Genomic DNA, 24,316 nt, shown 5'->3' on the forward strand with positions numbered 1-24,316 from the left:
TATGATTACGTTAACCGCTGCAGAGATTGCTCAGGCAACCGGCGGTAGCTTAGAAGGAATCTCTACTGAAGCTGCCCAACAAATAACGTGCAACTTTGCAACAACCGATTCTCGTGAAGTACGAGAAAGCACACTCTTTCTTGCAAAGCCCGGAGAACAGACCGATGGACATCTATTCGTTCCCGCTGCTTTTGAAACCGGTGCTAGCCTCGCATTAGTTGAACGTCCCATTGAACAAGAAGACGGTACCCCATACCCACAGATTGTGGTAAACGACATGGTGCTCGCAATGGGTCGCTTAGCAGAATTCTGTGTTCAGAAGATGCGTGAAAAATCTAAGCTAACAGTGGTTGGTATTACCGGTTCTGCCGGTAAAACCACAACCAAGGATCTTCTCGCTCAGATTTTCGCTACAGCTGGGGAAACCATCGCTCCGATTGGTTCTTATAACGGCGAAGTTGGGGTTCCTCTAACTGTTTTCCGAGCAGATGAGAACACCCGTTACTTAGTGATTGAAATGGGAGCTGACGGTCTTGGCCATATCGAATACTTAGCGAACATAGTTCGCCCCGATTATGGCGTCATCCTCAAAGTTGGAACAGCTCATGCTGGAGAATTTGGTGGGGTTGACAACATCGAAAAGACTAAAGGCGAACTTGCTGAAGGCGTGAAACTCAGTCTTTGCCTCAACGATGATGACCAACGTGTACGTCGAATGGTCTCACGAGCCATAACACCCGTCACCTATTTTGGTATCGGAGCAAACAATCAGCAAACAGACCAACACTATGAGCGTGTATACGCTCAAGACGTCCAAACAAATAACAATGGGTGCCCAGAATTTACTCTAGTCTTCCCCGATCATTCCTCATATAAGGTATGTTCACAACTCATCGGTGAGCACCACGTATACAACCTTCTCGCTGCTGCTAGTGTTGCGTATCAGGCAGGAATTTCTACGGAGGCTATTGCACAGGTCCTTAATACTTCTCAAGCTGTTTCGCGTTGGCGTATGCAACGTACGGACCGTCCCGATGGAATTATCGTCATTAACGATGCTTATAACGCAAACCCCGAATCTATGGTGGCAGCTTTACGAGCCTTAGCTCAATTGGGTCGTACTCAACAGCGACGGACGTGGGCTATTCTTGGGCCCATGCTTGAGCTGGGTGAGGTCTCTGTTGCCGAACACGATAAACTTGGACGTTACGCAGTACGGATGAACATTTCGAAGATTGTAGCTGTCGGCGATATTGCTCAGCCTATTTACAATGCAGCACACCTTGAAGGCTCCTGGGGAGAAGAGGCAACGTGGGTTGCGACTGTAGAAGAGGCCTATCAACTCATTCGTCATGAAGCTCAGCCAGAAGATATTCTTCTCTTTAAATCCTCTCATTCTGCCGGTCTTGGAAAATTGGGAGAACGTGTGGCTACCGTTGAGAAGTTGCTCAGTGAAGAACGTGACACAAACGCCACACAGTGGTTGAGCGCCGGTGAGCCTTCGCAACAGGTAAACTCAGATTTTGATATTCAGAACATGACCGAAAATACTCTTGTGCAACACAAGCCGGAAGGCGATACCACAGCATGATTCCCATTCTTTTAGCGGCAACTTTTGGATTGACGATTTCAATTTTCGGCACTCCAATACTCATCAAATATTTAACCCGTCATCGTTATGGCCAATTCATCCGTGAGGAAGGTCCAGAATCGCATCAGAAGAAACTGGGTACCCCTACTATGGGCGGGCTTGTGATGATGTTGGCAACTGCTTTGGGATTCTTCCTATCGCTCGTGATAACCGCGGTGTTTTTCAAATCTTCGTGGGTACCTTCTGCCTCCGCGCTATTGGCCTTATTCTTGATGTTGGGTATGGCAGGAATCGGACTCATCGACGATATACGCAAGATTTCTCAGAAACAGTCTGAAGGTCTTAAACCTCGTGAAAAATTTATTCTTCAAGGGCTTGTAGGTACTATCTTCACCGGTCTGGCTCTACTCTTCCCAAACGCTCAAGGTCGCACTCCAGCCTCTAGCGCGATTTCTATTACGAGGGACACCGCGTTTGACTTCTTAACCTTTGGCCCAATTATTGGAATACTCCTTTTTATCCTTTGGGGCAATTTGATTATCACCGGCACGAGTAATGCGGTGAACCTTACCGACGGTTTAGACGGTTTAGCTACTGGTGTTTCTATTCTGGTGTTTTCTGGATATCTGATGATTTCGCTGTGGCAGACCCAGCACCTGTGCAACGGTGTAGCGGGAGAATCTGTCTGCTACGAAGTTCGTGATCCTCAACAGTTAGCGATGATTGCTGCTTCCCTTATCGGTGCGTTGGTCGGATTCTTATGGTGGAATACCTCTCCGGCTTCAATCTTTATGGGAGACACCGGAGCCTTAGGGCTTGGTGGGGCGTTAGCCGCTTTCGCTATCTTGACAAGAACTGAGCTGCTTCTTGTCCTCCTCGCAGGGCTATTTGTCGTGATTACCGTGACCGTTATAATGCAGCTAACTTATTTTAGGCTAACCAAAGGTAACCGTATCTTCCGGATGACCCCGTTGCAACATCATTTTGAGCTGGGCGGATGGCCGGAAGTTCAGGTTGTGATTCGTTTTTGGATTATAGCTGGAGTCTTTGTCATGCTTGGTCTTGGCGTATTTTATGGTGACTGGCTGATTGGCCACGGAGGGATAGTAAACTAGAACTATGCGTGCAACCAACGAGAACCCCGTCTACTCATCTTCACGTCTTGAAAACCTTACGAGCTGGGACGCACCATGGAAAGGTCTGCGTGTCGTCGTCGCTGGACTTGGCGTTTCAGGATTTTCTGCTGCCGATACTCTGATTGAACTGGGCGCAGAGGTATTAGTGATTGATAATGCTGATACTGAAGAAAACCGTTCAAAAGTTCAGACCCTTAAAATTGTTGGTCTAGCTGATGCGCTCTTATCTGAAGATGCGATGGATCATCTACCTCTCGTTAACGGGCAGCTTCCTGAACTTATTGTCACGAGCCCTGGGCTACGCCCTAACCTTGGGCTATTCGTTGAAGCTCAAGAACACGGTATTCAGGTATGGGGTGATGTGGAGCTTGCTTGGCGTCTGAATACTCGTCAGGGACGAAAAACTCCACAATGGTTGTGTATTACTGGAACTAACGGTAAAACAACAACGGTGGGCATGACGGAATCTATCCTTCAGCAGGCAGGGTACCGTGCGGTTGCTGTGGGAAATGTGGGAACACCTATTCTCGATGCCTTGAGAGATCCTGTCGAATACGATTATTTTGCGGTGGAACTGTCTAGTTTCCAATTGCATTGGTCGCACTCAATGTCTCCTCTTGCCTCTGTAGTGCTTAACGTTGCAGAAGACCACGTTGATTGGCATGAAGGGTACGAGAACTATCTTGCGGATAAGGCCCGTATTTATGAAAATACACAGGTGGCGTGTATTTTCCATGCCGAACATCAGAACATTATTCGTATGGTTGAAGAAGCCGATGTTCTCGAAGGGTGCCGTGCTATCGGCTTCCACGCAAATTCTCCGGCGCTTTCGATGTTAGGCGTTGTTGAAGGATTATTGGTAGACCGTGCGTTTACCGATAACCGTCAACATGAGGCTTTAGAACTTGCTGAAATTGCTGATACTGGTGCTCTTCCCACCAAACATACTGTTGAGAATGCTTTAGCAGCGGCTGCTTTATGCCGTGCTGCTGGCGTTCTTCCACAAGATATTAAACGCGGTTTAAAGAGTTTCGAACCTGGCGCTCATCGTATTCAACCGGTAGCTCACACCCATTCGGTACTGTGGGTTAATGATTCAAAAGCTACTAATCCTCATGCTGCACACGCTTCGCTGAGCTCTTTTGATTCAGTCCTTTGGATTGCTGGAGGGCTCTCAAAAGGTGTTGACTATGAGGAGCTAGTACGTTCTCATGTACATCGTCTCAAAGCTGTGATTCTCATTGGTACAGATACGCTCTCCTTACGCGAGGCTTTGTCAAAGCATGCTCCCAGCGTTCCGCTTTATAATGTCACTGATGAGCTAGAAAAATCTGCTAGTGGCGCTGACATTATGTCTCGTGCTGTTGCTCAAGCTTATGAATTAGCTTCAGAAAAAGACACTGTGCTCATGGCTCCTGCTGCTGCTTCAATGGACCAATTTAAGTCGTATGCAGACCGTGGCGACTGTTTTATTGAGGCCGTTACGCAACTGGTAGAGAAACTTAGCTCAACAGAGGACGAATAAAACCGGTTCTTGTAAGAAGACATCATTTCTTCCTCAACCGGAGGTGAAAACACTAACCCTAGCGATTGTTAACTGCTAGGTGAAGGGACAATAGTTTGAGCACGACAACCCCAGAACACTCTTCTGGTGCCTCAGAACCTTTATCAGAGCACACTCATAGGAGCTTTCGTGACCGTTTAGTTTCTTGGTATGTGGGTGTTCGTGGACGTGCTGAGAACTCTTCAATTAGTGATGTAGCATTATTGCTTTTTTTGATTGCCGTGGGATTAACACTCTTTGGCATCATGATGGTACTTTCAGCTTCTAGTGTTGAAGCTATTGCTGCTCAACTTTCACCTTTTAGCCAAGCGGTACGCCAAGCTCTTTTTGGGGTGATTGGCTTTGTTGCTTTGAGTATTTTCTCTTATGTACCAGTAACGCTCTATCGTCGTGGCTGGATACTGCATATTTTGCTTGCCATTATGACAATCATTCAGCTTTTTACCTCTCAATTTGGTAAAGAAATTGGTGGTAACCGCAACTGGTTGAATATCGGTTTTATTCAAATTCAGCCGTCTGAGCTGGCAAAGATTGTTTTTGTTATCTGGATGGCGTGGGTCTTATCCCAGCGTAGACTTTCTCCGGAAGATTCTAAATCTCCTTTTCCTTTGAAAGTGCTTTGGGGGTTGCCTCTTATCGGTGCAATTACCTTAGGTAAAGATATCGGTACCGTTATTGTTTATGCCATTATTTTCTTAGGAATGTTGTGGTTCTCAGGAATTACTTCCAAGTCTTTTGCTACTCTTCTAGGTATTTTTGCTGTTGCCGGTGTTGCTTCAGTATTGGTGAGTTCAAACCGTTTACAACGTATTTTAGGGCTTTTTGGTAAGTGCCAAGGCTCAATTTGTGATCAGTCTGATGCAGGTTTGGCAGCTTTGACAACGGGCGGTTTTTGGGGTGTCGGCTTAGGCCGTTCACGCCAGAAATACAATTATCTTCCCGAAGCTCATAACGACTATATTTTTGCGGTCATTGGTGAAGAGCTTGGACTGGTCGGCACCTTATTGATCATCGTTCTATATCTTGGGCTTATTTACTGCTGTGTCCGTATCATGCTCCGTAGTGCTGATCGTTTCGTCATTCTTGCTACGGGCGGAATTATGCTATGGCTGGTAAGCCAAGCAACTATTAATATTGCTATGGTGACGGGAATCCTCCCCGTGATTGGTATTCCGCTACCTTTTATCTCATATGGTGGCTCGTCACTGGTGACCTCACTTTTGGCGGTGGGCATACTTATCGCTTTTGCCCGGCAGAGCCCGTTACTTTCGATTACAGCGGGTAATGAGCAACTCTTCTCTACCAAATCTCATGAGAAGGATGCTCGCCGTCGTGCACGTCTGGGAAGAATCGTTCGGGATGAAGAACGACGTCTTCGCCAACCGTTAGCTCCTTTTACTGAACGCTATGAGAAATCTATATCTGTACTAGGTTTCTTTGGCTTAGGGCCGGCGGCGGTCTCAACATCGTCACCTCAGGGTTCAAAATATCCTTCACGATCTTCTGCGCAACGCTCTCAACCTCGTCGCTACCAGGAGGCTTCGGCCTCTCAACGGAGACGTCCTCAAGGTGAGCCTTCTCGTCGGGGGAGCAATCCTCGTGTGTCTCGAGAACAACGAGAAAAACCTGTGGGTCAAGGAATCTCTGGTGCTAGTCGTGGGGCAGACCGGCATCCTCAACGTCGAGATAGGTCCGAACAGTTCCATCTCAGACAACAATCGCATAGGGCTCAGCGGGGTTCTCACGTAGATCGTAGAAATGAATTTGAAGCATCACGACGGACTTCACGTACGAATAATCATCGTCAGGGCTCTGCTCAAGGAGCTCGCCGTAGAACTCGTCGAGAAGAATAATCTTTGGGTTGTGAGAGGATCCGGCGTAGAATTGAAGTTCATACAAATTGAACGGAGACTTAACCCATGACGATAAGCCCCTCCATTGTTTTGGCAGGTGGCGGAACCGCCGGGCATATCAACCCTATGTTGGCTATTGCTCGAGAAGTTACTCGCCAATCACCTGACGCAAAAATTCTTATGGTCGGTACAGAGGATGGACTGGAAGCAGACATCGTTCCTCAAGCTGGGTATGAGATAGCTTTTATTTCTCGTGCTCCTTTTCCTCGTAGGCCTAATCTGGCAGCGGTGAAGTTCCCCGTAAAGTTTATGCAGGGCGTGCAAAAGGCCCGTCAGATTCTGATGTCTTCGGGGGCTGATGTTGTGGTTGGTGTTGGCGGATATGTGTGTCCTCCGATGTATATTGCTGCTCAAATGCTTTCTGTTCCTGTCGTGATTCATGAGGCTAACGCAAAACCAGGAATGGCGAATGTTTTTGGAGCGAAGAGAGCTGCTTTTGTTGGAACAGCTTTTCCTGATACCAAAATTGCTCAAGCGCAACATGTCGGTATGCCAATGCGTGAGAATATTGAGTCTTTAGATCGTGAATCCTTACGAGAAGACGCTCGAAAGCGTTTAGGACTTGACCCGTCACTGCCAACGTTAGTGGTCACGGGCGGTTCTTTGGGAGCTAAGAGCCTAAACGATACTGTTGAGGGTATTCTTTCTGAATTGCCTCAGTGGAATTTTCAGATCTTGCATATTACAGGGCGTGACAAGTCAATAAAAACCCCTGACGGTATGTTGTTCGAAGCACCACGTTATGTGCAACGAGAGTTTATTACCAGCATGGAAGATGTGTATGCTGCTGCGGATCTTTTAGTTGTTCGTTCAGGAGCAGCTACCGTGAGCGAAGTCGCTGCTGTAGGTGTTCCCGCTGTTTTTGTTCCGTTGCCTATTGGCAATGGGGAGCAAGAGTTTAATGCTCGTTCTTTGATTCAATCCGGTGCCGGAGTCCTTGTCAAAGATGCAGAGTTTACTACTCAATGGTTTGTTGAGCATATTCCTGCTTTATTGGCAGATGCGAATAAACTCCGTGACATGTCAGAAAAATCCTATGCTCAAGGAATCCGTAATGCGGCTTCTACGATGGCAACTGAAGTACTAAAGGCGGTAAAGCATGACTAACAATTTGATGAACCTTCAGCTAGATCTTCCACATCCGTTAACTCCTCCTTTCCCAGAACGTTTATCGCTGGATTCTTTAGGAAAAGTTCACTTTGTGGGTATCGGCGGAGCCGGTATGTCTGCAATTGCCCGTTTGATGGTTCAGGCTGGGGTGAGCGTTTCTGGATCTGATCGTGCTGAGTCTTCGGTTACGGACAGTTTACGAGAACTTGGTATTGAGATTTTTACTCCGCAAGCAGCTGAGAACGTTGTGAATGTTGATACCGTTGTAGTGTCTACGGCGATTATGGCTGATAATCCAGAACTTGTAAAAGCTCGGGAGCTAGGGCTTCGTGTACTTCACCGTTCTGAGGCTTTAGCGGCAACGATGGGTACTTCTGAAGTTGTTGCAGTAGCTGGAACTCATGGGAAAACGACGACTAGCTCGATGATTTCTGTAACGCTGGGCGCTTTGGGCGCTGACCCTTCTTTTGCTGTTGGATCCACGATTGCCGGTTACGGTACGAATGCTCATTTGAGCTCTAACCAGCAGGGCTCTTGGTTTGTTGCTGAAGCTGATGAATCTGATGGCTCTTTTGTGCGCTATCGTCCTCAAATTGCTGTGGTAACAAACGTTGAACCTGACCACATTGATTTTTATGGAACAGCAGATAAAGTATATGAAGCTTTTGCACGGTTCGTTGCTTCGATGCCTGAGGATGGTGTTCTTATCGCTTGTATCGATGATGCAGGTGCTCGGGATTTAGCATCACGTACGCGTGAAGCCGGTTATTCTGTGATTACTTATGGTGAGGCTGAAGATGCTCACGTGCGTCTTTCCGAAACTACCAGTGACGGTATCGTTTGCTCTTCACACGTGACATGGGATTTCATGGTAGGGGAGCAAAACGTACAAGGTGCCGGACAGCTGGTGCTCAATGTTCCGGGTAAACATAATCAGTTAAATGGTTTAGCTGCTTTTATTTGCGGTGTTTTGGCCGGTTATGAGGCTGAGTCTAGTCTCAAAGCAGTGACCCAATTTCAGGGCACTGACCGTCGTTTTACCCTGCGTGGAGTTGTCAACGATATTAGAGTTTTTGATGACTATGCGCATCATCCCACGGAAGTTTTTCGTGCACTAGAAGCAGGACGGACAGTTGCTGCTGGGCATAATCTCTATGTGTTGTTCCAACCGCATCTTTTTTCTCGCACTCAGGAGTTTGCTCAGGAGTTTGCTCAGGCTTTATCGACTGCAGACCGCTCGTATGTTTTGGATATTTATCCGGCTCGTGAGCTTCCTATCGAGGGTGTTACTAGCGCGTTGATTACTGAGGCGGGTTTCTCTGAGGTACATTATGCTCAGCCTGAGGAGGCTTTAGAGAAGATGATTTCTCAAGCTCGCCCTGGCGACGTCATCATGACGGTAGGTGCTGGGGACGTAACAGCTTATGGTTCAGAACTGGTTGAGCGTCTATCGAAACGCGCGAAAGTATAGGTATGTCTGAAGATCGTGAACAGCTTTCGACTTTGAAGGATGGACAGCCGTCGAATGACGCTCCTGTCGTTCGTATTAACTCTTCTAAGGTGAAGCCTGTAGAAGATGATTCTTTGGTCAGTGCGAACTCTCGGCGTTTTGCTCAATGGCGTTCTACTCGCGCTGCGGCGAAAGGCTCTTCTACAGGGCAACAGAGCAGTTCTGCTGTTCATACTGCGGCATCCTCCTCTTCGTCATCTGGCGTGTGGTCTTTTTCTCGTGAGTCAGTTAAACGCTGGATTTATACCTTCTTAGGTCTTCTGGTCATTGCTGCGATATTCGTTGGTGTAGTTTTTTACTCTCCGCTTTTGGCTATTAAAACGATTACTGTGCAGGGTGCTTCTTTGTTGTCGAGTTCGTCAGTTGAGGAGAAATTACGTGGCTTAGAGGGTGTTCCTTTAACTCGTGTGAGTGATCAAGAGGTGTCTGCTTTGATTGGTCATCAACAGATTCTTCGAGGTGTTTCTATTTCTGCTCGGGCTCCCCACGAACTGATTGTTACTCTACATGAACGTATTCCGGTGGCTGCGATTCGCGATGGCTCAGAGTTTGTTTTAGTCGATAGTGATGGCGTGATGCTTTCTCGCGTTGATTCTTTAGAGGCTAGTGGTGTTCCTTTGATTGCTGGTGGTGGCGCTATTGTGAATACCCCACAGTTTAAAACGGTGACTCGGGTTCTTGAATCTTTGCCTCGTGATTTGTTGTCTATGGTGACTGAGGCGAAAGCTGATTCTACATCGACGATTACATTGATGATGGGTGATGATCGTCAGGTTTTGTGGGGGACAACAGCAGACAGTGACCTTAAAGCTAAAGTTCTTATTGAACTTATGAAGGCTTTGGGTGAGGATCAGCAGATTAAGGTCTTTGATGTCTCAAGCCCCTTGGTTCCTACGACTCGATAGTTCAACTTAAAGTTGAACTTCGGGTGCAATTCTTACTTTTTCGAGAAAATATCCTGTTTTTTTGAGATGTAAAGCGACAGAACCTCCGTAGTGTTGGTACTCTTCTAGTTGAAATACACATAAATCGAATAAATGTCATTCAATATAAAGTTGAAGGTTTGGTATTTATTCATCAATAATTCCTAAAAATCGTTAGAGGGACTTCATGGACGCAAATACCCCCCAGAACTACCTAGCAGTCATTAAAGTCGTCGGTATCGGCGGCGGCGGTGTCAACGCTGTCAACCGCATGATTGAGGTTGGTCTTCGCGGTGTCGAGTTCATCGCAATTAATACTGATGCACAAGCGCTGTTGATGTCTGATGCAGACGTTAAGCTCGACGTTGGTCGCGAGCTAACACGCGGTCTTGGTGCAGGCGCTAACCCCGAGGTTGGACGTCAGGCAGCAGAAGACCACGAGCAAGAAATCGAAGAGGTCCTCAAAGGCGCAGACATGGTGTTTGTGACTGCCGGTGAAGGTGGTGGCACCGGTACCGGTGGCGCTCCTGTCGTTGCTCGTATTGCACGTTCTTTGGGTGCGTTGACCATTGGTGTTGTAACACGCCCCTTCACCTTTGAAGGTCGTCGTCGTTCTAACCAAGCGGAAACCGGTATCGCAGCTTTGCGTGATGAAGTTGATACCTTGATTGTTATTCCTAACGACCGCTTGCTCTCTATCTCAGATCGTAACGTCTCAATGCTAGACGCCTTCAAATCTGCAGATCAGGTGCTTCTCTCTGGTGTTCAGGGCATTACCGACCTCATCACCACACCCGGCTTGATTAACCTTGACTTCGCAGACGTCAAGTCTGTGATGCAAGGAGCAGGTTCTGCATTGATGGGTATCGGCTCAGCTTCTGGTGAAGACCGCGCTGTTAAAGCTGCAGAGCTCGCTATTGCTTCACCTCTTCTTGAAGCATCTATCGATGGTGCACACGGTGTTCTTCTCTCTATCCAGGGTGGCTCAGATTTGGGTCTCTTCGAAATCAATGAAGCTGCTCGCCTCGTTCAGGAAGTTGCACACCCCGATGCGAACATCATCTTTGGTGCTGTTATTGATGATGCACTCGGTGATGAAGCTCGTGTGACCGTCATTGCAGCTGGCTTTGATTCTGTCAACCCTGAGACAAACGCTAACGGAAATAGCTCATCCGTTCAGCAGTCTGCACAGCAGAGCTCACCTTTTGGTGCAACTGCTAAAGCTCAGCCTTCTCAAGCGCCTGCAGCAAACTCTTGGCAGTCACAGGGCAACGACGTGCCTCACAACGCTGGTTTTGATGTAGATCTTCCACCAGTTGTTGAAGAAGCTCCTCGTAAAGATTCTTTGGACGTCCCTGACTTCCTCAAATAATCATCTAAAAGAGCAAAGCTCTTGGCGTAGAAACCTCACCGTATCTATAGCCAAGAGCTTTGTTCTTTTTATATCCACTCTTTTTTCTGGAGGACACCATGAGTTCACCTCTGGCAGCACATACGGTTGAAACATTGCACGACCGTCCTGTCCATATTGCTTTTAGCTCTGCTTCAGCAGGAAATCTAGGGTTGCACGTAGGGCAAAATTTTTTAGATGTTCTCAAGAACCGTGAACACCTTGAACAGTCTTTAAACCTCGGCTCAGAACAATTTACGTATGTAAATCAGGTTCATGGTGTTGACATCGTCGACGCTGATACACAGTATCTTCAACCGGTAATGCCTCATTCTTACCATGAACAAGAACGTCTGATGTATGCACAGTCCCTCCTTACTGATGCGCCTCAAGCAGATGCCGTGATATCCGCCCAAGGAAAACCTCTGGCCATTATGGTTGCTGACTGTATCCCCGTGATTTTTACTGCTGAATGTTCTGCCACATATTTTCCGTTGACTGCGGTTGCACATGCAGGGCGGAGAGGACTACTTGACGGCGTCTTGCAACAGACTGTGGAATCATTAGTGCGCCGAGGAGCAGAAAAAATTACTGCATGGATAGGCCCATCCATCTGCGGTGAATGTTATGAAGTTCCCGAAAAGATGCAGGAAGAGTCTACTCAAATTCTTTCAGCTGTTCGATCTCAGACTCGTTGGGGCACGACGGCTTTAGACTTGTCTGCTGGTGCTGAACAAGCTCTTCGACAACTGCCGTATGAGATAAAGATTGACACATCTATGGCTTGTTGTACCTTTGAAAACCAGCATTTGTTCTCTCATCGTAGGGGTGAACCTCAAGGTCGTTTTGCAGGTCTTGTATGGGTTGAAAATCTTAGGGAAAGAGGTACTAGTGTTAACCTATAGCATGCAACGTGCAGAAGAGTTAAAGAGCAACCTGATGCGTGTTCAAGAACGTATCCGCTGTGCCGAGCAGGATTATTCTGGCTCCCGAACTGCTCAAAGTCACAAAGTCGAACTCACTGTTGTGACAAAATTCTTTCCTGCTGAAGATATCTTAGCTCTTTATCATGCGGGGGTTCGCTCTGTGGGTGAGAACCGTGATCAAGAAGCTCATGAGAAAGCTCGTACGCTTGAACCGATGGTAGATTCGCATGATTCTTTGAGATGGTCTTTTATCGGGCAGCTACAGCGCAATAAAGCGAAGTCTGTTGTTCGTTATGCGCATGAAGTGCATTCTGTTGACAGGATTTCCTTGGTGGAGGCTTTAAACAAAGCCAAAATTCAATGTGAACAGAATGGGGGAGAATCCTTAGTCTCCGGTCCTTTATCGTGCTTTGTACAAGTCAATTTATCGTCTGAAGCAGATGATAGTTCCTCGCGTGGAGGCGCTACTGGTGATGAGATATTTCGTATCGCTGAGCGTCTTGAACAATGTGAGGGGCTCTCGTGTTCTGGAGTGATGGCAGTTGCTCCTTTGGGCGGAGATGCTGAGAAAAGTTTTGAGAAACTTTATGGTATTTCTCAGAAGCTGCAAGAGTTTTTTCCTCAGGCTTGGGAAATTTCTGCTGGGATGAGTGGTGACCTTGAAGAAGCTATTCGTTGGGGGTCAACGAGGGTGCGTGTTGGCTCAGAGATTATGGGTGCACGTCCTTAAGTGACTAAAAACCACGTTGGTTTATTGTTCTCTTTTTCTTTCTTAGGCGCGTTTTCCTACCCTAAAGAACTCTAGAATTGATACTGTGAAACATTGAAGAAGCAACTATGCCGGATTTTGAGTCTTTATTTAAAACCGGTGATGTTATAGATGGAGTGAAAAATGGCAGGGCGTACATTTCATCAGGCGATGTCATTCCTTGGTTTAGGGGAACAGGCAGAACCTGCGCGAGATCGCGTACAAGATCGTTACGATGATTTTGACGATTATGCAGAAGAGTATGACGATGACTACCGTCAGAACCGTGATGTTCTTTATAATTTCCCTGATGATGAGTACGACCAGTATCCTGTAGAAGAGGATGCGTCTAGAGTCATGTCTCATGATTTGGTATCTGACCAGCGAGAAGACCCATATCTTGCTGATGAAGAGAAAGCTGAACAAAAGTACGAACCAACGTACAATATGACACCTTCAGAACAAAAAACTGAAAAATCTTTTGTATCCTCAAACGCTGTGGGCCGTACTCCTCAGCGTACTCAACCTAATGACGAAAGCGAAGAAGAATTGCGCCTCATCACCACCGTTCACCCCCGCTCCTATAACGATGCTAAGACCATTGGCGAAACCTATCGTAGTAACATCCCCGTTATCATGAATGTTACTGAGATGACAGAATCTGATGCGAAACGCCTCATCGATTTTTGTGCAGGTCTAACTTTTGCTTTAGAAGGCAGCCTAGAACGGGTAACCGAAAAAGTATTTCTTCTGACTCCGTCAAATGTTGAAGTTGCCGGTTCCAAAGCTACTGAAGTTCCTGTGGCGATTGATAGCGAATCTCTCGACTTCTTTACCCAAGGCTAAAACACATGGTTGGTTACCTTTTAGCTTTACTGAGCATCCTTGTCTTCATCCTGTACTTTGCATTGCTTTTACGTTTGGTGTTTGACTGGGTGCAGATGTTTTCACGTTTTTGGAAACCTCAAGGCGTCTTCCTTATCGTAGCCTCTGCGGTGTATGCGATAACGGACCCTCCACTGAAGGCTTTGCGTCGGCTTGTTCCTCCGCTACGCGTGGGTGGCATGTCCTTAGATTTGGGATTCTTGATTCTTATCTTTGCGATTATGATTATCAATAACTTCCTTTTCCGATTAATCTTTATGTTTTCTTAAACCAAACTCTTTGCAGATGAGCTGATTGAGGCATAAGAGTAGTAATCTAGTACAAGGAATGTTTTATGGTGGGTAGTTTTCAGCTCGAGATTCTTCTACGTTAATATCGGAGACCAACGACGGTGCAACGCAGATAGAGTGTCGTGTACAAAACAATAGTTCTCATATTTTTGGGGATAATTGAAGAATTTTCCACGATAAAACGGCAACTTTACGTGAACTCACGTGTATCCTAGTTGCTGAGTTTAAAAAACTAGGAAGAATGTTCAGAGAGTAGCGGTGTTTTAGGGATGATGCACCGCTGCGTCGGGGAGTCCAGCAAAAGCTTGAATTTAGAGGTGAATATTTAGTGGCACTTACACCAGAAGCCGTCATTAACAAACGGTTCCAGGCAACCAAATTTAAAGAGGGGTACAACCCTGAGGAAGTCGACGACTTCCTTGACGAAATTGTTGTTGAATTGCGTCGTCTCAATAGCGAGAACGCAACTCTCAAACGAAACCTTGAAGAAGTCGAGAGTCGTTTGTCTCAGGCTCAAGAGGAACTGGAGCAGGTAGAAGCTCAAAGTGGCTCTGCTGTTGCTTCTGCTGAAGAACAGAACGCCCCTGTTGCTGCTGCAGCAGTTGCAGAACCTCAGCCTGCTGCAAGCACAGACCCCGAAGCTACCGACGCAGCAGAAAATGCTGGTGGTGGTCTCGGCGTGGGTACGAATAGTGCGGCTGGATTGCTTGCTATGGCTCAGAAACTTCACGATGATTACGTCTTCCAAGGTGAGACAGAGCGTGAACGTCTCATTGCTGAAGCACGTGAGGAGTCTGCACGACTGCTAACTTCTGCTCAAGAAGAGCGTTCCAAAGTTCTGGGTGAGCTCGAACAGAATAAAGTTAACCTTGAAGCTACTGTCGAGAAACTGCGCGGATTCGAGAAGAAATACCGTGAAGGTATGCGAAAGTACATCGAAGAGCAACTTCAGGATTTGGAGAGCGCTCCTTCTGTTGAGAGCAAACTTGACTCAACAGTTACTCCTACCGGTAGCTCCTTTATGCGCTAAAATCTTAGATTAGAGCTTTTGACGGGATAGTGGGAAGCATCATCATGATGCCTCACTATCCCGTCCGTTTATATAAAATAGTGATGAGAGCTGACCTTGAACCGGTGATACCGATAAGGATAAGCTCCACACCAACCATTTTGAGAACTTGTAGCAGATGGGAAAGAACACCGGATGTCTGAAGAACACACGCATCATGCGCAGAATTCATACTCGGCTGACTCCAATCCATCTGCGCACACCTTATCTGTCTTCCCCAAACTACTGACAGCATTCCTGACAGTGTTGATTGCTTACGGAGCAGATCAAGGCACTAAATATCTCGTTGAAACCACCATGACGCTGGAGGAAAAGATTCCAGTTATTCCCGGACTCCTTCGTTGGTATTACATTCTTAACTCTGGTGCAGCGTTCTCTCTGGGAACCAGCTACACCCTAGTTTTTACCCTCATCATGGTAGCTGCCGTCCTGATATGCTTATGGTGCCTTGTCCGAGCACGATCAACACTATGGATTTTCTCCTTAGCACTATTGTTAGGTGGCGTATTGGGGAACCTGACCGATAGGCTTCTTCGCCCGCCAGGATTTGGTATTGGACATGTTGTAGATTTTATTTCTATCGGAAACTTTGCCATCTTTAATGTCGCTGATTCGTGCATCTGCATCGCCATGGCACTGATTGTATTTCAGAATTTTCGTTCTGTTCGTCTTGACGGAACGTACGAATATTCTCAGAAGAAGAACCCACATAACACCGATCAGGAAAGTCACGAAACCAACGTATGAGTCAAAGAATTACATACCAGAGTGTTGTTAAAGAGTTTGCCGGTTTACGTCTTGACGCTGCTTTATCTGAAAGTCTTGATGTGGCAAGGACTCTAGCTGCAACTTGGATTAAAAACGGTGATGTTCAGGTGTTTGATGCCTCTGGACGTAGAGTCAAAGTTGCTAAAAGCTATAAGCTTTCGCTGGGGGACCAGATACAGGTCGACGCGCCAGCACCTCGAGATCTAAGCGATATTACCCCACAGCTTGTCGACGGTTTTTCTATTCTTTATGAGGATGAAGATATTGTCGTCATCGATAAACCTGCTGGGGTAGCAGCTCATCCCTCTCCAGGGTGGCACGGGCCTACCGTGCTTAGTGCTTTAATGGGATTAGGCGTGAGCATCTCAACTTCTGGAGCTGCTGAACGCCGAGGCATCGTCCATCGTTTAGATGTTGGAACATCTGGTGTTATGGTGGTAGCAAAGAATGAGCATTCATATAGTTTTCTCAAACGGGCGTTCAAAGAACGTACGGTCACAAAGCTCTACCACACCTTAGTTCAAGGTATACCAGATCCATTAGAGGGTACTATTGACGCTCCTATTGGGAGGCATCCTGGCCACGAATGGCGTTTTGCGGTGGTCGAAGGTGGCCGTGACTCTATCACTCACTATCAGGTGCTAGAAGCTTTTGGCCGTGCGAGTTTGGTCAAGGTACATTTAGAGACAGGGCGCACCCACCAGATTCGTGTCCACTTTTCAGCGTTGAATCACCCTTGTTGTGGAGACCTGACCTACGGCGCAGATCCCTCGTTGAGCGCACATCTAGGGCTTACTCGCCAATGGCTACATGCCCATATCCTTGAGTTTGAGCATCCGGTCAGTGGCAAGAACATGAGATTCACCAGCGAATACCCTCAAGACCTTGAGTATGCTTTAGAGTCGTTAAGAGAAGGAACGTTCTAGGACTACTCCAAGTAGAATAAACCATCGAAGCTAGAGGAAAGAAGAACAACGTGAGCGGTAAAGGTTTTACTCATCTACACGTACACACCGAGTATTCTATGCTCGATGGTGCAGCGCGCCTGACCGAACTCTTTAGCCGTGCTAAAGAGCTGAATATGGATGCCATGGCAACGACAGACCACGGTTTTCTCTTTGGGGCTTTTGACTTTTGGCAAAAAGCAAATGATGCCGGCGTTAAACCCATTATTGGCCTTGAAGCGTACGTCACTCCTGGTACTCACCGGACAGACCGTAGCCGTGTACGTTGGGGTGAACCAAATATCTCTGAATACGGTGACGTTTCTGGTGGTGGTGCATATACCCATATGACCTTGTGGGCAGAAACCACTCAAGGTATGCATAATCTCTTTAGAGCGTCCTCTTTGGCATCTCTTGAAGGCCACTTTTATAAGCCTCGTATGGACCGTGAACTTCTGCAAACTTATGGTAAAGGGCTGATTGGGACAACAGGGTGCCCCTCTGGAGAAGTTCAGACCCGCCTACGCCTTGGGCAATATCAAGAAGCTCTTCAAGCTGCCTCCGATTTTCGAGATATTCTCGGTGCTGAGAATTACTATTGTGAGCTTATGGATCACGGCATCGGCATCGAAAAAGTTGTTGTTGAAGATTTGATGCGTCTCGCTCGAGATTTAAAGCTTCCACTCGTGGCTACCAACGATTTGCACTACACTCATGAACACGACGCTCAAGCGCACGCGGCGTTGCTCTGCGTACAATCTGGCACCACGCTGCAAGACCCTAAACGTTTTAAGTTCGACGCTTCAAACTTCTACCTTAAATCTCCAGAAGAAATGCGAGAACTCTATCGTGACTTCCCTGAAGCTTGCGATAATACCCTAGAAATTGCTGAACGTTGTAACGTAGAGTTCAACACAAAAGCAAACTATATGCCCGCATTCCCTACTCCCGAGGGAGAGAACGAAGAATCGTGGTTCGTTAAAGAAGTCGAAAAAGGTCTACACTTCCGCTTCCCCAAAGGCGTACCCGATGATGTGCGCCGACAAGCAGAATACGAAGTAGAAGTCATCTCAAAGATGGGGTTCCCGGGCTACTTCTTGGTGGTCGCTGACTTCATTAACTGGGCTAAAAATAATGGTATTCGTGTTGGTCCTGGGCGTGGTTCTGGTGCAGGTTCAATGGTTGCATACGCGATGCGTATTACTGAGCTCAACCCCCTAGAGCATGATTTGCTCTTCGAACGTTTCTTGAACCCTGAGCGTGTGAGCATGCCTGACTTCGACGTGGACTTTGACGACCGTCGCCGTTCTGAAGTGATTCACTATGTCACTGAAAAATATGGTGAAGATAAAGTTGCTCAGATTGTTACCTACGGAACGATTAAAGCAAAACAAGCGCTTAAAGATTCTTCTCGCGTGCTGGGTTATCCCTTCTCGATGGGTGACCGCCTGACCAAGTTAATGCCACCAGATGTTCAGGGTAAAGGCATGACATTGAAAGAAATTATTGATGAGAAGTCAGCACGCTATGGCGAAGCCTCTGATATGCGCACTCAACTTCGTGAAGACCCTGAATGTCAGAAAGTCTTTGACACGGCTCTTGGCTTAGAAGGACTCAAACGTCAGTGGGGTGTACACGCTGCAGGTGTTATCATGTCGAGCCATGATTTGCTAGATTTGATTCCTATTATGCGCCGTGAACAGGACGGTCAGATTATCACCCAATTTGATTACCCAACGTGTGAAACTCTTGGGCTCATCAAGATGGACTTCTTGGGTCTGCGTAACCTAACAATCATCTCTGATGCTATTGAAAACATTAAACTAAACCGTGACTTCTTCCTTGACTTGGATGCGTTGTCTCTAGACGATAAAGAATCCTATGAGTTGCTAGCGCGCGGTGAAACATTAGGCGTATTCCAGCTTGACGGTGGACCGATGCGTTCTTTGCTGAAAATGATGCAGCCGGATAACTTTGAAGACATTTCCGCGGTTTTGGCTCTGTACCGTCCTGGACCTATGGGCGCAAACTCTCACACAAACTATGCGTTGCGTAAGAACGGACAACAAGAAGTCACACCTATTCATCCAGAGCTAGATGAGCCGCTGGCTGATATTCTCAATACCACCTACGGTTTGATCGTGTATCAAGAGCAGGTTATGGCTATTGCACAGAAATTAGCAAACTACACTCTGGGTGAAGCAGACTTATTGCGTCGTGCAATGGGTAAGAAGAAAAAAGAAGAACTTGACCGGCAGTATGAGAGCTTCCATCAAGGAATGCTATCGAATGGGTATTCTGAAGAAGCTATTAAAGCGTTGTGGGATGTCCTGCTTCCCTTCTCCGCCTACGCATTTAATAAATCCCACACTGCAGCTTATGGTCTAGTCTCTTATTGGACGGCTTATCTGAAAGCACATTACCCTCAAGAATATATGGCTGCTTTGCTGACTTCTGTAGGCGACGATAAAGATAAACTTGCCTCGTATCTCAACGAATGTCGCCACATGGGCATTACGGTATTGCCTCCAGACGTTAACGAATCCGAGTTGAACTTTACTCCTGTCAACGACGATATCCGCTTTGGAATGGGCGCAATTCGTAACGTTGGTGCCCCCGTAGTTGCTGCACTTGTGAGTGCAAGAACTGAAAACGGACGTTTTGAATCTTTCCAAGATTTTATGAAGAAGGTTCCCCTGACCGTGTGCAATAAACGTACCGTTGATTCCTTGATTAAGGCTGGGGCGTTTGATGAGTTTGGGCAGAGTCGGCGTGCACTATCTTCGATTCATGAAGAAGCTGTAGATTCTGCTGCTTCCGTGAAACGTCGTGAAGCAACCGGACAATTTGACCTTTTCGGTAGCCTAGGACTTGAAGAAGAGGGCTTAGGAAACGAGTCTATTTTGCAGATCCCCGATATTCCTGAATGGGAGAAGCGGGATAAGCTGAACTTTGAACGTGAGATGCTGGGACTCTATATCTCAGACCACCCGCTCAGAGGTTTAGAAGACCAGCTTGATGCTTTATCTAGCTCGTCAATTCTGTCTCTTTTCGATGAAGAATCATCGGTACCAGATGGTTCAATGGTCACTATCGCTGGCATGATAACTTCTGTGACTCGCCGTGTGGCAAAAAAGAGTGGTAAACCGTATGCTCGTGTTGAGTTTGAGGACCGTACCGGTTCTATCGAGGTTATGTTCTTTGGACGCGCCTATGAGCCTATCGCACCTATCTTGACCGATGATCTTATCTGTACGGTTAAAGGTCGTTTGCAACGTCGAGATGATGGCGCTGTCAGTATTAGTGCTCAGGAAATTAAGGTCCTTGAACTTACCCCTGGTGACGCTGTTGGGCCTGTGACCATCTCTCTTCCAGAATATAAAGCAACTGAAGAAGTCTTGTTACAACTTCAACAGATTCTTAAGAATCACCCTGGGGAGGCCGAAGTTCGTATTGCGTTAGGCACTCGCACTGGCAAGACATTGATGCGTCTTGGTAGCCATTTGCGTGTTACTCCTGATTCGTCTTTCTACGGTGACATAAAAGTTCTTTTAGGGCCAACTTGTTTGGAATAATGGGTGCTGTTTGTGCGCTGTTCTGGTTTTATTGCTCTAACACAGTAGAATGATGCATATGAGCAGACCTGCAGAAGAACAAGAATATTTGCCTCCTAAACTTTCTCTCTTGGACGTACGGAGGAAAGATTATAGTTATACGCAGCTTCGTGCTTTGATGCCTCGTCAAAGCTCAGAGTATGTTGGTAATGCTCAACAAACTGTTGAAGAGATTATTGCAGGGGTTAAAGACAGCGGCGCAGAATACATCCGTGAACTGGCAGAACGTTTTGACGGCGTTTGTCAGAGTTCCCTTCGTGTCCCAGAATCGGCTCTTGAGGATGCCTTAGAACGCTTAGATCCAAAAGTTCGAGTAGCTTTAGAGATTTCTATCGAACGTAACCGCACTTTCGCTCAAGCACAACGTCCTCAAGACAGAACAATTGAGGTGGCTCCCGGTGCTCAACTCACGAACCGATGGACACCGGTTCGACGTGTAGGTTTATACGTTCCCGGTGGCTTAGCGGTTTATCCATCTTCGGTGATTATGAACGCTGTTCCGGCACAAGCTGCAGGCGTTGAATCTATCGTGTTATGTAGCCCGCCACAAAAAGAATTTGATGGGTTGCCTCACCCCACTATTTTGGCGGCTGCTGCGCTTCTAGGAATTCGTGAAGTTTGGGCTATTGGTGGTGCTCAGGCTCTCGCAGCCATGGCCTACGGCATACAAGATGCTGACGATGAACTCATCAGCGTTGATACTATTACCGGCCCAGGAAATATTTTTGTTGCTTTAGCTAAACGCGCGTTACAAGGTGTTGTCGGTGTTGATGGTGAAGCAGGTACCACCGAAATTGCTGTGATTGCAGATAATTCTGCTCACGCAGAATATGTAGCTGCAGATTTAATCTCCCAAGCAGAGCATGACCCTAATGCTGGCTCTATTTTGATTACTGACTCGCCAGAATGCGCTGAACGTGTATCTCAAGCTATTGCTCATCAAGCATCGGTAACGAAACACCGAGACCGCGTGAAGACCGCCCTTGAAGGCCCCCAGTCAGGAATTATTCTGACAGATTCTTTAGAACAATCCATACGCGTTGCTGACGCTTATGCTGCTGAACACCTTGAGATTCATACGAAGAATCCTGTAGAGGTTGCTCAACGTGTGCGTAACGCTGGAGCTATTTTTATTGGCCCGTATTCTCCAGTTCCTCTCGGCGATTATGCTGCTGGGTCAAACCACGTGTTACCAACCTCCGGTACAGCTTCTTTCGCATCAGGTCTCAATACCTCAACTTTCATGAAGGTTGTTCAGCTGATTGAATATTCTCAACCTGCGTTAGAAGACATTGGCGACCACATCGTGACCTTGGCACAGGAAGAAGATCTCCCTGCGCACGGTGAAGCTATTAGCATTCGTAGCGCGAGCGATTCTTCTGAATCAGGAGGTAGCTTCTGATGAACTGCCCATACTGCCATAAGGCAGGATCACGCGTGATTGATTCGCGCGTGATTGAAGACGGCAGCGCGATTCGTCGTCGCCGTTTATGCGATAACTGTGAAGACCGTTTCACGACGTATGAAACAACGGGTATATCTGTTGTGAAACGTTCGGGAGTGACAGAGCCTTTTAAACGGGAAAAAATTGTGAATGGCTTACGTAAAGCCTGCCAAGGCAGACCTGTAAGCGAAGACGATTTAGCAAAACTTTCACAAGAAGTTGAAGAAAAAATTCGTTCTTTGGGAGATAACCGCGTAAAAGCTCATACCGTTGGATTAGCTATTCTTGAACCGCTATCACGGCTAGATGCTGTTGCCTATCTTCGTTTTGCGAGTGTATATCAGAACTTCGAGAATCTAGAAGATTTTGAGAAAGCTATCGAAGGGCTACGCGATACATATAAGAAGTATTCTGCTGACCTCTCACTCAATGACGAGACACCTCGAACTCTTGATATTACGGGACATGAAACATCTTCTCACCCTTCAGAAGATATCTTGTATCACCGCGAACAAGACGAGGGACCAGAACAACCAACCCTTTTATAAAGGACATACGACAAAGAACCTTCTGAGGAGGAAAGCGGTCTCCTCAGAAGGTTCTTTATGTGCCCCATTGAATGGGGAAGAAAACGATAGCCTTTTAGCTCTCTTGTTCAGTTGCTAGTCTTTGGCGCTCGCCTTCAACAAACCCGAAAGCCCATAGCGCGGCTCCTACAATTCCAGCGTTATTCCGTAATGCGGCCATGACCATCGGGATATCAAGATCATCTTCGAAATATGGCATGAATTTTTCAGGATTTTTAGAGATTCCACCACCGATAATAAACAAGTCAGGGGAGAACAATAAGGTGAGGTGGCTGAAATAACGGTGTAGTCGTTTACCGTATTTCTTCCATGAGAGGTCATCTCGTTCACGTGCTCGCGCAGAGGCACGAGACTCTGCATTTTCTCCGTCTAATTCTAGGTGACCTAACTCCGTGTTAGGGATGAGCTGTCCATTGAGGATAAGGGCAGAGCCGATACCTGTGCCTAAGGTAATAACAGCGATGAGCCCTTGTTTGTCTCGTCCTTGTCCGTAGTATGCTTCTGCTAGTCCGGCCGCATCAGCATCGTTGAGGGCATAAACAGTTCGTCCGCCAAGTGCCTCAGACATGAGCTGTTCGATATTAACACCAATCCATGATTTATCTACATTAGCGGCTGACAGCGCAACACCGTTTTTGACGATAGCTGGAAAATCAACGCCGATAGGAGAATCCTTAGCCGGCGCTACAGGACGTGACTGAAGTTCTTGAACAATCTCAGCAACAACTTCTGCACAAGCTACTGGCGTTGCTGGAGACGGCGTGGGGATACGGAATCGATCTGAAACAAGCTCGCCGGTACGAACGTTGACGATACCGCCCTTGATACCGGTTCCACCAATATCAATACCAATGGTGAGATCTTCACATGATACGTGTGTTGTGGTGTTCTCTGAAGTCATAGATTCTCCTAATAGAGGTTGAGGGGGGGGCTAAAGAGAAGGAAGGGTAAGAATATCTGCACCGTCTTCGGTTACTACGAGAGTATGCTCAAATTGTGCAGAACGTTGACGGTCTTTTGTGACGACAGTCCAATCATCTTTCCAAAGCTCCCACTCAATTCCACCGAGAGTAAGCATCGGCTCAATAGTGAAAATCATGCCCACTTCCATGACCGTGTTATACGCTGGTGCAGCATCGTAGTGAGGGATGATGAGCCCTGAATGAAATTCTCGCCCTACACCGTGTCCGGTGAAATCTCGAACGACTCCATACCCAAAACGTGCGGCATATTTTTCAATAACGCGACCAATAACATTAATTTCTCGTCCCGGTTTGACGGCCTTGATGGCACGGTCGAGAGATTCCTTGGTTCGTTCAACAAGAAGGCGTGATTGCTCATCAACATCACCGATGAGTAATGTCACGTTAGTATCTCCGTGCACACCATTTTTATAGGCTGTGACATCAAGATTGAGAATATCTCCATCTTCTAAAACAGTGCTATCTGGAATTCCATGGCAAATCACTTCATTGAGTGACGTACACACCGACTTCGGATACCCTCGGTATTCTACGGTTGAGGGGTACGCTCCATGATCACAAATGTATTCGTGAACAATGACATCGAGAGCGTCGGTGGTTACACCAGGGACAGCAGCTTTTGCTGCTTCAGCAATAGCATTTGCGGCAATAGTGCCAGACTCACGTACTAATTCAATCTCTTCAGGCGTATACATATTAGAGTCGTAGCCTTCACGAGCTTCGGCCTTTCCCACATACTCGGGGCGTTCAATATGAGACGGGACAGCCCTGATAGGGGTAACTACTCCAGGTGTTAAACAGCCGATAGGTGCTTGTCCTGGCGTTGCAGGAAGATTATGTGAAGTGGAAATTTTAGCCATAGGTTTATCCTAACTCGTCCAAGAGGTTCATTGACCGTTCTGCTCTTCTTTCAAGGAATGG

The 24,316-nt window shown here is 46.9% G+C and carries 20 protein-coding genes; 18 read left to right on the forward strand and 2 right to left on the reverse strand.

All coding sequences use genetic code 11. The features are described from left to right. The first annotated feature begins 1 nt into the window (after nucleotide 1). From ACN08W_RS02240 to nrdR, 18 genes are all read left to right on the forward strand, one after another. On the forward strand, nucleotides 2-1,591 hold the full coding sequence (locus ACN08W_RS02240) for a UDP-N-acetylmuramoyl-tripeptide--D-alanyl-D-alanine ligase (RefSeq protein ID WP_419108693.1): 1,590 nt from the start codon (nucleotides 2-4) through the stop codon (nucleotides 1,589-1,591). Then, entirely contained in the window at nucleotides 1,588-2,706 is a 1,119-nt protein-coding gene (gene mraY, locus ACN08W_RS02245) for a phospho-N-acetylmuramoyl-pentapeptide-transferase (RefSeq protein WP_419108694.1), read from the forward strand. The genes ACN08W_RS02240 and mraY overlap by 4 nt, the downstream gene beginning before the upstream one ends. A gap of 4 nt (nucleotides 2,707-2,710) precedes the next feature. Next, nucleotides 2,711-4,252 carry a UDP-N-acetylmuramoyl-L-alanine--D-glutamate ligase gene (gene murD, locus ACN08W_RS02250; RefSeq protein WP_419108695.1) on the forward strand — a complete coding sequence of 514 codons (1,542 nt, stop codon included), beginning with the start codon at nucleotides 2,711-2,713 and terminating at the stop codon, nucleotides 4,250-4,252. A gap of 95 nt (nucleotides 4,253-4,347) precedes the next feature. Continuing rightward, nucleotides 4,348-6,144, forward strand: coding sequence for an FtsW/RodA/SpoVE family cell cycle protein (locus ACN08W_RS02255; protein ID WP_419108696.1), 1,797 nt, complete (start codon nucleotides 4,348-4,350; stop codon nucleotides 6,142-6,144). 66 nt (nucleotides 6,145-6,210) lie between these two features. Next, nucleotides 6,211-7,311, forward strand: a complete 1,101-nt coding sequence (gene murG / locus ACN08W_RS02260) for an undecaprenyldiphospho-muramoylpentapeptide beta-N-acetylglucosaminyltransferase (RefSeq protein ID WP_419106825.1) — start codon at nucleotides 6,211-6,213, stop codon at nucleotides 7,309-7,311. Beyond that, entirely contained in the window at nucleotides 7,304-8,785 is a 1,482-nt protein-coding gene (gene murC, locus ACN08W_RS02265; RefSeq protein ID WP_419108697.1) for a UDP-N-acetylmuramate--L-alanine ligase, read from the forward strand. The genes murG and murC overlap by 8 nt, the downstream gene beginning before the upstream one ends. A gap of 2 nt (nucleotides 8,786-8,787) precedes the next feature. Next, entirely contained in the window at nucleotides 8,788-9,729 is a 942-nt protein-coding gene (locus ACN08W_RS02270) for a cell division protein FtsQ/DivIB (RefSeq protein WP_419108698.1), read from the forward strand. A 205-nt stretch (nucleotides 9,730-9,934) separates the two neighbouring features. Then, nucleotides 9,935-11,119: a cell division protein FtsZ gene (gene ftsZ / locus ACN08W_RS02275; protein ID WP_419106828.1), complete on the forward strand. Its 1,185-nt coding sequence runs from the start codon at nucleotides 9,935-9,937 to the stop codon at nucleotides 11,117-11,119. Nucleotides 11,120-11,217: 98 nt separating this feature from the next. Further along, nucleotides 11,218-12,042 carry a polyphenol oxidase family protein gene (locus ACN08W_RS02280; protein WP_419108699.1) on the forward strand — a complete coding sequence of 275 codons (825 nt, stop codon included), beginning with the start codon at nucleotides 11,218-11,220 and terminating at the stop codon, nucleotides 12,040-12,042. Further along, nucleotides 12,029-12,793, forward strand: a complete 765-nt coding sequence (locus ACN08W_RS02285; protein WP_419108700.1) for a YggS family pyridoxal phosphate-dependent enzyme — start codon at nucleotides 12,029-12,031, stop codon at nucleotides 12,791-12,793. Before ACN08W_RS02280 ends, ACN08W_RS02285 begins: the two co-directional genes overlap by 14 nt. Nucleotides 12,794-12,955: 162 nt before the next feature. Continuing rightward, on the forward strand, nucleotides 12,956-13,657 hold the full coding sequence (locus ACN08W_RS02290; RefSeq protein WP_419108701.1) for a cell division protein SepF: 702 nt from the start codon (nucleotides 12,956-12,958) through the stop codon (nucleotides 13,655-13,657). A gap of 5 nt (nucleotides 13,658-13,662) precedes the next feature. Further along, nucleotides 13,663-13,965, forward strand: coding sequence for a YggT family protein (locus tag ACN08W_RS02295; protein ID WP_419103017.1), 303 nt, complete (start codon nucleotides 13,663-13,665; stop codon nucleotides 13,963-13,965). Nucleotides 13,966-14,314: 349 nt separating this feature from the next. Next, nucleotides 14,315-15,016: a DivIVA domain-containing protein gene (locus ACN08W_RS02300; RefSeq protein WP_419103018.1), complete on the forward strand. Its 702-nt coding sequence runs from the start codon at nucleotides 14,315-14,317 to the stop codon at nucleotides 15,014-15,016. Between the two features lie 174 nt (nucleotides 15,017-15,190). After that, nucleotides 15,191-15,802 carry a signal peptidase II gene (gene lspA / locus ACN08W_RS02305; protein ID WP_419108702.1) on the forward strand — a complete coding sequence of 204 codons (612 nt, stop codon included), beginning with the start codon at nucleotides 15,191-15,193 and terminating at the stop codon, nucleotides 15,800-15,802. After that, entirely contained in the window at nucleotides 15,799-16,749 is a 951-nt protein-coding gene (locus tag ACN08W_RS02310; protein WP_419103020.1) for an RluA family pseudouridine synthase, read from the forward strand. Before lspA ends, ACN08W_RS02310 begins: the two co-directional genes overlap by 4 nt. A 50-nt stretch (nucleotides 16,750-16,799) precedes the next feature. Then, complete coding sequence (gene dnaE, locus ACN08W_RS02315; RefSeq protein WP_419103021.1) at nucleotides 16,800-20,342, forward strand: DNA polymerase III subunit alpha; 3,543 nt, start codon at nucleotides 16,800-16,802, stop codon at nucleotides 20,340-20,342. A 58-nt stretch (nucleotides 20,343-20,400) separates the two neighbouring features. Continuing rightward, nucleotides 20,401-21,783 (forward strand): histidinol dehydrogenase, encoded by a 1,383-nt coding sequence (gene hisD / locus ACN08W_RS02320; protein ID WP_419108703.1) that lies wholly within the window; start codon nucleotides 20,401-20,403, stop codon nucleotides 21,781-21,783. Next, nucleotides 21,783-22,373: a transcriptional regulator NrdR gene (gene nrdR, locus ACN08W_RS02325; RefSeq protein WP_419103023.1), complete on the forward strand. Its 591-nt coding sequence runs from the start codon at nucleotides 21,783-21,785 to the stop codon at nucleotides 22,371-22,373. The genes hisD and nrdR overlap by 1 nt, the downstream gene beginning before the upstream one ends. A 94-nt stretch (nucleotides 22,374-22,467) precedes the next feature. Here nrdR and ppgK read toward each other — a convergent pair whose 3' ends face one another. Both ppgK and map read right to left on the reverse strand, forming a co-directional pair. Next, nucleotides 22,468-23,313, reverse strand: a complete 846-nt coding sequence (gene ppgK / locus ACN08W_RS02330; protein WP_419108704.1) for a polyphosphate--glucose phosphotransferase — start codon at nucleotides 23,311-23,313, stop codon at nucleotides 22,468-22,470. Between the two features lie 30 nt (nucleotides 23,314-23,343). Continuing rightward, a complete protein-coding gene (gene map, locus ACN08W_RS02335; RefSeq protein WP_419103025.1) occupies nucleotides 23,344-24,255 on the reverse strand; it encodes a type I methionyl aminopeptidase in 912 nt (303 codons plus the stop codon). Nucleotides 24,256-24,316: the final 61 nt, after the last annotated feature.

The sequence above is a fragment of the Rothia sp. CCM 9419 genome (assembly GCF_048512815.1).
In the GTDB taxonomy this organism is placed as follows: Bacteria; Actinomycetota; Actinomycetes; order Actinomycetales; family Micrococcaceae; genus Rothia.